Annotated in this window: 10 protein-coding genes; 7 read left to right on the top strand and 3 right to left on the bottom strand. The window is 67.2% G+C overall.

Going from position 1 to position 10,664, the window contains the following annotated elements; translation table 11 throughout:
* On the top strand, window positions 1–979 hold a 979-nt coding region (locus Q0982_RS23410), incomplete at its 5' end, for a toprim domain-containing protein (protein ID WP_299400373.1).
* Window positions 980–1,127: 148 nt separating this feature from the next.
* The gene (locus tag Q0982_RS23405) at window positions 1,128–3,251 is read left to right on the top strand and encodes a transglycosylase domain-containing protein (RefSeq protein WP_299400371.1); all 2,124 of its coding nucleotides are present in this window, start codon (window positions 1,128–1,130) and stop codon (window positions 3,249–3,251) included.
* A 130-nt stretch (window positions 3,252–3,381) separates the two neighbouring features.
* On the opposite strand, the gene Q0982_RS23400 is transcribed toward Q0982_RS23405, so the two are convergent.
* Window positions 3,382–4,602, bottom strand: a complete 1,221-nt coding sequence (locus Q0982_RS23400) for a Bcr/CflA family multidrug efflux MFS transporter (RefSeq protein ID WP_299400369.1) — start codon at window positions 4,600–4,602, stop codon at window positions 3,382–3,384.
* A gap of 164 nt (window positions 4,603–4,766) precedes the next feature.
* Between Q0982_RS23400 and Q0982_RS23395 the strand changes: the two genes are divergently transcribed.
* Window positions 4,767–5,207 (top strand): VOC family protein, encoded by a 441-nt coding sequence (locus Q0982_RS23395; RefSeq protein ID WP_299400367.1) that lies wholly within the window; start codon window positions 4,767–4,769, stop codon window positions 5,205–5,207.
* A gap of 133 nt (window positions 5,208–5,340) precedes the next feature.
* On the opposite strand, the gene Q0982_RS23390 is transcribed toward Q0982_RS23395, so the two are convergent.
* Window positions 5,341–6,090, bottom strand: coding sequence for a M48 family metallopeptidase (locus Q0982_RS23390; RefSeq protein WP_299400366.1), 750 nt, complete (start codon window positions 6,088–6,090; stop codon window positions 5,341–5,343).
* Window positions 6,091–6,190: 100 nt separating this feature from the next.
* Here Q0982_RS23390 and Q0982_RS23385 point away from each other — a divergent pair, with 100 nt between their 5' ends.
* Window positions 6,191–6,430: a hypothetical protein gene (locus Q0982_RS23385; protein ID WP_299400364.1), complete on the top strand. Its 240-nt coding sequence runs from the start codon at window positions 6,191–6,193 to the stop codon at window positions 6,428–6,430.
* A 149-nt stretch (window positions 6,431–6,579) separates the two neighbouring features.
* Here Q0982_RS23385 and Q0982_RS23380 read toward each other — a convergent pair whose 3' ends face one another.
* Window positions 6,580–7,461, bottom strand: a complete 882-nt coding sequence (locus Q0982_RS23380) for a bifunctional transcriptional activator/DNA repair enzyme AdaA (RefSeq protein ID WP_299400362.1) — start codon at window positions 7,459–7,461, stop codon at window positions 6,580–6,582.
* A 248-nt stretch (window positions 7,462–7,709) separates the two neighbouring features.
* On the opposite strand from Q0982_RS23380, the gene ugpB reads away from it, so the two are divergent.
* The 3 genes from ugpB to ugpE form a co-directional block, all read left to right on the top strand.
* Complete coding sequence (gene ugpB / locus Q0982_RS23375) at window positions 7,710–9,032, top strand: sn-glycerol-3-phosphate ABC transporter substrate-binding protein UgpB (RefSeq protein WP_299400361.1); 1,323 nt, start codon at window positions 7,710–7,712, stop codon at window positions 9,030–9,032.
* Window positions 9,033–9,111: 79 nt separating this feature from the next.
* On the top strand, window positions 9,112–9,996 hold the full coding sequence (gene ugpA / locus Q0982_RS23370; RefSeq protein WP_299400358.1) for a sn-glycerol-3-phosphate ABC transporter permease UgpA: 885 nt from the start codon (window positions 9,112–9,114) through the stop codon (window positions 9,994–9,996).
* Between the two features lie 13 nt (window positions 9,997–10,009).
* Window positions 10,010–10,664, top strand: a 655-nt coding sequence (gene ugpE, locus Q0982_RS23365) for a sn-glycerol-3-phosphate ABC transporter permease UgpE (RefSeq protein WP_299400356.1), incomplete at its 3' end; no start/stop codon positions are given.

Below are 10,664 nucleotides of genomic sequence, written 5' to 3'. Positions count from 1 at the left end.
GGGCACCGGCATCGGGCGCGACGAGTTCAACATCGACAAGCTGCGCTACCACAAGATCATCATCATGACCGACGCCGATGTGGACGGCAGTCACATCCGCACCCTGCTGCTGACCTTCTTTTTCCGTCAGATGCCGGAAATCGTCGAGCGCGGGCACCTCTATATCGCCCAGCCGCCGCTCTACCGCGCCAAGCGCGGCGATTCCCTGCGCTATCTGAAGAACGACCCGGAGATGGAAGCCTACCTCATCGAAAACGGCGTGAAGGATTCGGTGCTGGACCGCGCGGAAGAGGGCCAGATGGCGGGGGCGGACCTTGCCGCGCTGATGGAGATGGCGGTGCGCGCCAAGCATCTGATGGATCCCCTGGTGCGCAAAGTGGGCAACACCAGCCTGGTCGAGCAGGCGGCGATCGCCGGTGTGCTGAACCCGGATCTGATCGCCGACGATGAACAGGCCCAGGCGGCGGCCGCCTACATCGCCACCCGTCTGGATGCCCTCGCCCCCGAGCACGAGCGCGGCTGGAGCGGCCAGGCGGCGGACGAAAGCCTCACCTTCACCCGCACCCTGCGCGGGGTGACCGAACAGCGGGTGATCGATGGGCCGCTGATCCGCTCCTCCGAGGCGCGGCGCCTGGACGAGATGGCCAGCGAGCTGCAGGCGGCCTTTGCCCATCACGCGACCCTGACCGCCAAGGACAAGAGCTTCCGCATTACCGGGCCGGTCAGCCTGGTCGGCGCCATCTTCGAGCTGGGCCGCAAGGGCGTGACCCTGGCGCGCTACAAGGGTCTGGGCGAAATGAACCCGGAGCAGCTCTGGGAGACCACGCTCGATCCCAACGTGCGGGCGCTGCTTCAGGTGAAGGTGGCCCACACCGATCAGGCCGAGGACGTCTTTTCCACCTTGATGGGCGACGTGGTGGAGCCGCGGCGCGAATTCATACAGCAGCATGCGCTCGAGGTGGCGAACCTGGACGTCTAGGTCGCCCATAGTCTGGAGCATTTGCGCAAGCCCTTGGTTTTGCGGCGCGATTTGCGGCGAAACCAAGGCAGAGGGGTCGCAACATTGCCCTCAAAGATTTGCACCGCCGCGGTGGTGAAATCCCCGAACTTTCTTTATTGATTACGCCATGGCCGAAGGGAGTCGCGCTAAGGGAACCCGCGCGGGCGCCAAGCGCCCGGGGCGGAAGCCCGGTACCGCCAAGGGGCAGAGCCGCAAGACCACCGCATCCAGCCGCGGGGGCCACAGCGGGAGCCGTGGCGGCGGCAAGAGATCGCGCGCCGGGCAGGCGATGCAGGCCGCCGGCGTTCTGCGCCGGGTGGTCGTCTGGTCGCTGGTGGCAACTATCTGGGTCGGGGTGATCGGTGCCGGCGTACTGGCCTGGTATGCCTACGATCTGCCGGAGGTCGGCGAGATCGAGCAGCTGACCCGGCGCCCGAACGTCACCCTGTTGGCCGCCGACGGGACGCAGCTCGCCTCCTTCGGCGACCGCTTCGGCGCCACCCGGGCCCTGCACGAACTGCCGCCGCACCTGCCGCGCGCGGTGATCGCGGTGGAGGACCGGCGCTTCTACGATCACGGCGGTGTCGATTTCCGCGGACTCCTGCGGGCCGTCTTCGTGAACATCCGCGACGGGCGGATCTCGCAGGGCGGCTCCACCATCACCCAGCAGCTCGCCAAGAACCTCTTCCTCACTTCCGCGCGCACCCTGAAGCGCAAGATCCAGGAGGTCATGCTGGCGGTCTGGCTGGAGCGGCGCTTCACCAAGGACCAGATCCTGACGATCTACCTGAACCGGGTTTATCTGGGCGCTGGGACCTACGGCATGGACGCGGCCGCGCGGCATTACTTCGGCAAGCCGGCCACGCAGGTCTCGCTTTACGAGGGCGCGCTTCTGGCCGGGCTCCTGAAGGCGCCGTCGCGGCTGAACCCGACCCGCGATCCGGAGGGGGCGGACCAGCGCGCGGCCCTGGTGCTGCAGACCATGGTGGATGCGGAGTTCATCACCCCGGCGGAGGCCGACGGGGCGCTGGCCACCAAGAAGCCCACGAGGGTGGCCAGCGGCAACCAGGCCCCCTACTTCGCCGACTGGATCATGGCCCAGGTGCGGGCCTACCTGGGCGGCGTGGAAAGCGATATCCGGGTGGTGACCACCATCGATCCGGCCCTGCAGAAGGTCGCCCGCGAAGAGGTGAAGGCGCTGCTGGATGAACAGGGCAGCGAACGCCAGGCCGGCCAGGCCGCTCTGGTCAGCCTTGCCCCGGACGGGGCCGTGCGCGCAATGGTGGGCGGCCGGGATTACGGGACGAGCCAGTTCAACCGTGCGACCCAGGCGTTGCGCCAGCCCGGCTCTGCCTTCAAGACCTTCGTCTATCTGGCGGGGCTGGAGGCCGGGCTCAGTCCCGACAGCCAGGTCAACGACGCGCCGGTGCGCATGGGCGACTGGCGCCCGAAGAACTACGCCGGGCGGTACTACGGCAAGGTGACGCTGCGTGAATCCTTCGCCCGCTCCATGAACTCGGTCGCCGTGCGGGTGACCCAGAAGGTTGGGCCGAAAAAGGTCGTGGAGGCCGCCCGGCGCATGGGAATCACCAGCGACCTCAGGCCCAACGGCGGCATCGCCCTGGGCGCCTCCGAGGTGACGCTGCTGGAGCTGACGGGCGCCTACGGCGTGTTCGCCAATCAGGGGCGCCTCGTCGGTCCCTACGGCATCACCGAGATCCGCGACGCCCAGGGCAAGCTGCTGTTCCGCCGGGCGCCGCCGCCGGGGGAGACCGTGATTTCCGCCGGAACGCTGGCCCAGCTCTCCAACATGATGTCGGCCACCGTGGTCTGGGGCACCGGCAAGGCGGCGCAGCCGGGCCGTGCGGCGGCAGGCAAGACCGGCACCAGCCAGGACTTCCGCGACGCCTGGTTCATCGGCTACACCGCCGAACTGGTGACCGGCGTGTGGTTCGGCAACGACGACGGCCAGCCGATGGACAAGGTCACCGGCGGCAGCCTGCCCGCCCAGCTCTGGGGCCGCACCATGACGCGGGGTCTGGAAGGGCTGCCTCAGCGCCCGCTGCCGGGCGGCGGCGAACTGCTGGCCCAGTCCAGCCAGGACGACAGCATCGGCGGCTTCATCGGCCGGATTCTGAAGGGGCTGTCCTCGGATCAGCCGGCGGCACAGGGGCAGCCTGCGGGCCGCAATCCCACGCCCGCACGGCAGGATGCCGAGCCCTTCTGGAAACGCGAGAGCCAGCGCGACTAGAGCGTTTCGACTAGCGTCGATGCGGTTCCAGCCCGCTCCCCCTCCCGGCCACCCATAGGATACTGGCGCTGGGTGGCCGGGAGGGGGAGCGGGCCGGTGCCGTCAAACCAGGAAACAGTCTAGGGCGGGACTAATCCGCCTCCGCGGAAACGGCCGCCGAGGGCCGGACGACCAGCCAATAGGACAGCGCCGCCCCCAGGGCGACCAGGGCGATGACGGCCATCATCGGCAGGGCCGAGGTCTCGCTGCCGTGGCCGACGGCGATGCCGACCAGGGCGGCCAGGCCCATCTGCACGAAGCCGAGCAGTGCCGAGGCTGAACCCGCGGTCTTCGGAAAGGGCCCGATGGCGCCGGCCTGGGCGTTGGGCATCACCAGACCGGTGCCGATCATGAAGACCACCATGGGGCCGACGATGGTGACCACCGTGACCAGCCCGGCCCCATAGCAGGCCAGCCCCAGGAGGCCGCCCAGGCACTGCACGGCGGTCCCCAGCTGGATCATCCGCTCCAGACCGAGGCGCCGGGTCAGGCGCCCGGACAGAAAGGTGCCGATCATGAAGCCGACGACGATGGCGGCGAAACAGAAGCCGTAGCGGTCCGGGCTGAGGCCGAGAATGCCGATGAGGATGAAGGCCGAGCCCGAAATGAAGGAAAAGATGCCGGCATAGGAAAACGACACGATCATCACGTATCCGCGGTAGGAGCGGTGGCGCAGCAGCTCCAGGTAGGTGGACACCAGCCGTCCGGGCCGTGTGGCCGCCGGATCCATCCAGCGGTTGGTCTCCGGCAGGGTGGCCTGGATGGCCACGAGGATGACCAGGGCGAAGACCGCCAGCACCGCGAAGTTCGCCTGCCAGCCGAACCAGACCTCCAGGTAGCCGCCGATGATGGGCCCGAAGGCGGGCGCCAGCGCCATGGCCATGCCCATGTAGGACAGCACCTGGGCCGCGCGCTCGCGGCCGTAGACGTCGCGCACCACGGCGCGGCCCAGCACCGGGCCGACGCAGGCCCCCAGCGCCTGGAGGAAGCGGGCCAGGATCAGCACCTCGATGCTTGGCGCCACCATGCACAGCAGCGTGGCCAGCAGGTAGACGGCGAGCCCGATGAGGATCACCGGGCGGCGCCCGAAGCGGTCTGACAGCGGCCCGTAGATCAACTGGCTGCAGGCGAAACCGGCCAGGAAAACCGAAAGCGTGAGCTGCACCTCGGCGGCGCCGACGCCGAAGTCCCGGCCGATCGACGGCAGCGAGGGCAGGTAGAGGTCGGTCGAGATCGGGCCCAGGGCGACAAGGGCGGTCAACAGGACAGCAACAATCAGGCTGTCGGCGCGGGCCATCTGGACTCCTGCCATCTGGACTCTTGAAGGGATCGGGAAGTGGATGTTTACCGCCACAGCCCCGGATGAATAGTGTCATCGCTTATAATCGTCCGGGCCGGGCGGCGGCAAGAACACGGGGTCTCAAGAACACGGGGTCTCAAGAACATGGGGTCTCAAGAACATGGGGGGTTGGGGAGATGGCAGAGGTTGGAAAGGGCGGGTTTCCTTCGGCGGATGCCTATGGGCGCTCGCTGAAGGGCTTCGGGGTCAACATCCTGGTGCGCGACGTGGCGCGCTCGGTCGCCTTCTTGACCGAAATCCTGGAGGTCGAGGCGGTCTATGCGGAGCGCGACTTCGCCGTCTGCCGTCACAAGGGCCAAGACTGGATGCTGCACTCCGACGCCAGCTATCACAGCAACCCCCTGCTGGCGCTGACCGGCGACGGCGCGATCCGCGGGGCCGGCCTGGAACTGCGGCTCTACGGCATCGATCCCGACGCCGCGGCGGCCCGGGCGGAGGCCGCCGGCCACACCCTGCTCCAGGCCCCGGCGGACAAGCCCCACGGCCTGCGCGAGGCCTTTCTCGTCGACCCGGACGGCTATGTCTGGGTGCCCTCGGTGGAAAAAGCCGCGGGCTGACCGTGAAAATGCTTGGGCCTCGTTTGATGGCGCATCCTTCGAGGCTCCGCTGCGCTCCGCACCTCAGGATGAGGTTTGCTTCTTCACCTCATGCTGAGGAGCCGGTGCAGCCGGCGTCTCGAAGCATGACGGTTCAGCCGTAGCGGTGAACCTGGCCGCCTTCGCGGTTCAGCCAGGCCTTGGCCGTTGCCATGTCGCTGCTGAGGCTGTCGGCGAGACGCCAGAAGCGGCGGCTGTGGTTCAGCTCCACCAGATGCGCCACCTCGTGGGCGACCACGTAGTCCAGCACCACCTCCGGCGTCAGGATCAGGCGCCAGGAGAAATTCATGTCGCCGTTGCTGGAGCAGCTGCCCCAGCGGCTGCGGGTGTCGCGCAGGCTGATGCGGCCGACCCTGCGCTCGACCCTTGCGGCCTTCTCACGGGCGCGTTCGGCGATCTCCCGGCGCGCCTCGCGCTTCAGGAAGTCGCCGAGGCGGCGCGGCAGGAACTCCGGCGCGCCGGAAACCCGGATGATGGCCTCTCCGTTCCGGACTCCGCGCCAGACCCCGCGGCGCGCCGCGGGATCGTGCTCGATGCGGTGATCGACGCCCAGCACGGGGATGACCGCGCCGGCGGCAAAGGGGACGCGCGGCGGTGCGGCCTCCAGCCGCGAGAGCACCCAGCTGCCATTGTTTTCGGCGAAGTCCAGCGCCTCGCGGATCGGCGTGCGCTGCGGCAGGACCAGGACGATGCCGTCGCCGTCCTTGCTGATGCGCAGGCTGATGCGTCGGGCCCGGGGGTGGCGGCGCAGCTCCACCGGCACCGCGCGGCGGCGCAATTCCAGGCTGCCGGGGGCGAGCGCCTCCAACTCGATCATGCGCGGTGCGGGGCTTCGCGACGCCATGCTCCCCTATAGCGCGGGCCCGCCGCGTCGGGCAAGGACGGCCCTTCGGGGGTCTCCATCCTGTTGCGATTAGGGGAGAATTCTCAGTAGGTTGGAGATCATGGACAGTCTGACGCGCCGCGAAGGTCTGAAGCTCCCCGACATCGGCATCGGCCACAATGCCGGGCCGCCGATGGTGCAGTCCGGCTGGCATCTCTATGCCTGGAAACGGGCCCGCAAGGCGGCCTGGAAGGCGCCGCCCATCGAGGTGGTGCGCCGCCGCGCCAAGCGGGCCCGCGAACTGGGTATGACCTACAAGCAGTACACCCTGGAGATCCTGGAGCGCGGCCGCTACCTGTGATCGCATCCTTGCGGGCCCCGCCCTTCGAGACGCGGACCTGCGGCCCGCTCCTCAGGGTGAGGCCCGATACTGTCCCTCATGCTGAGGAGGCCGCGTAGCGGCCGTCTCGAAGCGTGAGTGGGGAGGCGTATGGCTCGGCCGGTTCCGCTTTACTCCGGCCGGTCCGCCTCGCTCTCCAGCAGGGCGGCCTTGCGCTCCATGCCCCAGCGGTATCCGCCGAGCCCGCCGTCCTCACGCAGGGCGCGATGGCAGGGAATAACCAGGGAGACCGGGTTGGTGGCGCAGGCCCGCCCGACCGCGCGCTGGCCCCGGGGCACGCCCAGGCTCTCGGCGATCTCCGAGTAGGTCCGCGTCTCGCCGCAGGGAATGGCGATCAGCTCCTGCCAGACGCGGCGCTGAAAGGCGGTGGCCTGGACGTCCAGGGGCAGCTCCGCATGGGGCGTCTTGCCCTCCAGGTAGTCGATCACCACGGCCACCGAATGGGCGATGGAGTGGCGGTCGCGTGTAATGCTCTCTGCCTGTGGGAACTCATGCCGCAGTTCCTCGACCAGCGCGTCGTCGTCGTTGCCGAGGCTGAGGAAGCAGAGCCCCTTGGCGGTGGCGGCCACCAGCAGGCGACCGAGCGGCGAATCGACCACATCAAAGGCGATCTCCGCGCCCTTGCCGCCCTTGGCGTAGGAGGCCGGGGTCATGCCGAGCAGCCGTTCGGCGCGCTCGTAGACCCGGCTGGAGGAGCCGTAGCCGGCCCCGTAGGTGGCCTGAGCGATGGATTCCCCCTCTTTCAGCTGCTGGCGGAAGGCGGCGCTGCGGCGCGCGTCGCTGTAGTCGCGGGGGCTCACCCCCATGACCCGCTTGAACAGGCGCTGCAGGTGCCAGGGGCTGACGTCCAGGGCGTCGGCGATCTCCGCCAGGGTCAGACGCTCGCCTTCGCTTTCGTCAATCATGGCGCAGGCCCTGCGGACCAGCGCGATCTGCCGGTCGGCGATCTCCGCCTTTGCCGTTACGGCCTGTTTTGCCATATCCATATCCATCACCCGATCTCCTGCTCAAAATACCGTGTTGCAGGCGGTTTTAGCCAGTTTCGGGGACAGCCTCTATCCGAAGCTTGTGCGAGAATTGGTGGCAGTCTGACTAATCGGCTTGCCCAGGAGGCGTCATAGGCACACAATCCCTACGTCATAAAACTGTAATATAAATGTCAAAAGAGCATCGCGGCTCCGGGATAGGTTTTCCGCCGAATCTCAGGGAAACAAGCCGCACAAACAGGGAAGGATTCCTCATGCGTTTGAACCGCAAAGTCACGATTCTGGCCGCTGCCGCCGCGTTCGCAGGCGGCCTGCCGAACGCGGCCCTGGCCGCCACCGAGGTTGAGTGGTGGCACGCCATGGGCGGCAAGCTGGGCGAGAAGGTCAACGAGATCGCCGAGGGCTTCAACGCCTCCCAGAGCGACTACACGCTGGTTCCGGTCTACAAGGGCAACTACACCGAGACCATGACCGCGGCCATCGCCGCCTTCCGCGCCAATCAGCAGCCGCACATCGTGCAGGTCTTCGAGGTGGGCACCGCCTCCATGATGGGCGCCAAGGGCGCCATCAAGCCGGTCTACCAACTGATGGCCGAAGCGGGCGAGCCCTTCGACCCTGCGGCCTATCTCTCCTCGGTGACCGGCTATTACACTGACACCGACGGCAACATGCTCTCCATGCCGTTCAACAGCTCGACCCCTGTGGTCTATTACAACAAGGACGCCTTCGCGAAGGCCGGCCTCGATCCCAACGCGCCGCCGGCCACCTGGCCCGAGGTCGAAGAGGCCGCGCGCAAGCTGCAGGCCGCCGGCTACGCCTGCGGCTTCACCACCGGCTGGCAGTCCTGGGTGCAGCTCGAGAACTTCAGCGCCTGGCACAACGTGCCCTTCGCCACCCAGGCCAACGGCTTCGGCGGCATCGACACCGAACTGGCCTTCAACAGCCCGCTGCATGTGAAGCACGTCAGCACGCTGGCCGGCTGGCAGCAGGAAAAGATCTTCGACTACGGCGGCCGCCGCTCCGATTCCGCGCCGAAGTTCTATAACCAGGAATGCGGCATGTACATGAACTCCTCCGCGGCCTATGCGGGCGTGAAGGCCAACGCCAAGGACTTCGAGTTCGGCGTCGGCTCCCTGCCCTACTGGCCCGACGCGGGCGCACCGCAGAACTCCATCATCGGCGGCGCCACGCTGTGGGTGCTGGGCGGCCATGACGATGCCGAGTACAAGGGCGTCGCCAAGTTCTTCTCCTATCTTTCCTCGGCTGAAGTGCAGGCCGAGTGGCATCAGGCCACCGGCTATCTGCCGATCACCCATGCGGCGGCGAAGCTGACCAAGGAGCAGGGCTTCTACGAGGCGAACCCGGGCACCGATGTCGCCATCATGCAGATGACCGGCAACGAGCCGACGGAGAACTCCAAGGGCCTGCGGCTCGGCAACTTCGTGCAGATCCGCGACGTGATCAACGAAGAACTCGAAGCCATCTGGGCCGGCGACAAGACGGCGCAGCAAGGCCTGGACGATGCGGTCAACCGGGGCAACGCGCTGCTGCGTCGCTTCGAAAAGACCGTCAACTAGGCGCCCTCATCTGCCCTTGCGCAGGCAGCGGCCCCGCATCCCGGGCCGCTGCCGCGCGACGGCGGGGCTCTGACTCACCGTGCAGCACAAACGGGTTATCTTCCAGGGGCGCCTCCTGCCCTACATGCTGGTTCTGCCCCAGCTTGCCATCACCCTTGTCTTCTTCATCTGGCCGGCCTCGCAAGCGCTCTATCAGTCGGTGCTGCTGGAGGACCCTTTCGGCCTGGGATCGAACTTCGTCTGGTTCGACAATTTCGAAGATCTCTTTGCCGATCCCGCCTACCTGGCGTCCTTTGAGACCACCATCGTCTTCAGCCTGGGCGTGACCGCCCTGTCGATGGCCGCAGCCCTGGTGCTGGCCGCCATGGCGGACCGCGTGATCCGCGGCGCCACCGGCTACAAGACGCTGCTGATCTGGCCCTATGCGGTGGCCCCGGCGGTTGCCGGCATTCTCTGGTGGTTCATGTTCAACCCCTCCATCGGCGTGCTCGCCTATGGCCTCCAGGGTCTCGGTTACGACTGGAACCACTACCTGAAGGGCGGCGATGCCATGATCCTGGTGATCATCGCCGCCGCCTGGAAACAGGTGAGCTACAACTTCCTGTTCTTCCTGGCCGGCATGCAGGCGATTCCGAAATCGCTGATCGAGGCGGCGGCCATCGACGGCGCCGGCCCGGTGAAACGCTTCTGGACCATCATCTTCCCGCTGCTGTCGCCGACCACCTTCTTCCTGCTGGTGGTGAACGTCGTCTACGCCTTTTTCGACACCTTCGGCATCATCCATGCGACGACGTCGGGCGGGCCGGCCCAGGCGACAACGATCCTGGTCTTCAAGGTCTACAACGACGGCTTCGTCGGCCTCGACCTCGGCGGCTCCGCCGCCCAGTCGGTGATCCTGATGCTCATCGTCATCGCGCTGACGGTGGTGCAGTTCCGCTACATCGAGCGCAAGGTCGAGTACTGAGAGGCCGCGGCAGATGATCGAAAACCGCCCCATCTTCAACGCAGTCACCCACATCGTGCTCTTCCTCGGCGTGCTGGTGGTCGCCTTTCCGATCTGGCTGGCTTTCGTCGCCTCGACCTACCCGGTCGAAGGGCTGGTCTCCGGCGTGCTGCCGCTCTGGCCCGGCGACCAGTTCTGGGAGAACTACGGCAGCGCGCTGACCGGCGGCGTCGAGGCGGCGGGCAGTCCGCCCGTGCTGCTGATGATGGCGAACAGCATGGTCATGGCGCTGGCCATCGCCACCGGCAAGATCGCCATCTCCATCATCTCCGCCTTCGCCATCGTCTACTTCAACTTCCCCTTCCGGGTGACCGCCTTCTGGATCATCTTCATCACCCTCATGCTGCCGGTGGAGGTGCGCATCCTGCCGACCTACGAGGTGGTGGCGAACCTCGGCATGCTGGACAGCTATGCGGGGCTCGCGGTGCCGCTGATCGCCTCGGCGACGGCGACCTTCCTGTTCCGCCAGTTCTTCCTCACCGTGCCCGACGAGCTGCTGGAGGCGGCGCGGATCGACGGCGCCGGTGCATTGCGGTTCTTCTGGGACATCCTGCTGCCGCTGTCGCGCACCAACATCGCGGCGCTCTTCGTCATCCTCTTCATCTTCGGCTGGAACCAGTATCTCTGGC

It is taken from the genome of Pelagibius sp. (genome assembly GCF_028281305.1).
In the GTDB taxonomy this organism is placed as follows: domain Bacteria; phylum Pseudomonadota; class Alphaproteobacteria; order Kiloniellales; family Kiloniellaceae; genus Pelagibius.
Note: the sequence above shows the minus strand (reverse complement) of the source record. Positions and strands in the feature narration are given on the sequence as shown.

Excerpts from the sequence above, each read along its gene's own strand:
- Q0982_RS23395 (WP_299400367.1), top strand. The coding sequence starts at position 4,767 with ATGGCAGAGGTTGGAAAGGGCGGGTTTCCTTCGGCGGATGCCTATGGG.
- Q0982_RS23385 (WP_299400364.1), top strand. The coding sequence starts at position 6,191 with ATGGACAGTCTGACGCGCCGCGAAGGTCTGAAGCTCCCCGACATCGGC.
- ugpB (WP_299400361.1), top strand. The coding sequence starts at position 7,710 with ATGCGTTTGAACCGCAAAGTCACGATTCTGGCCGCTGCCGCCGCGTTC.
- Q0982_RS23380 (WP_299400362.1), bottom strand. The coding sequence starts at position 7,461 with ATGGATATGGATATGGCAAAACAGGCCGTAACGGCAAAGGCGGAGATC.
- Q0982_RS23390 (WP_299400366.1), bottom strand. The coding sequence starts at position 6,090 with ATGGCGTCGCGAAGCCCCGCACCGCGCATGATCGAGTTGGAGGCGCTC.
- Q0982_RS23400 (WP_299400369.1), bottom strand. The coding sequence starts at position 4,602 with ATGGCAGGAGTCCAGATGGCCCGCGCCGACAGCCTGATTGTTGCTGTC.
- Q0982_RS23405 (WP_299400371.1), top strand. The coding sequence starts at position 1,128 with ATGGCCGAAGGGAGTCGCGCTAAGGGAACCCGCGCGGGCGCCAAGCGC.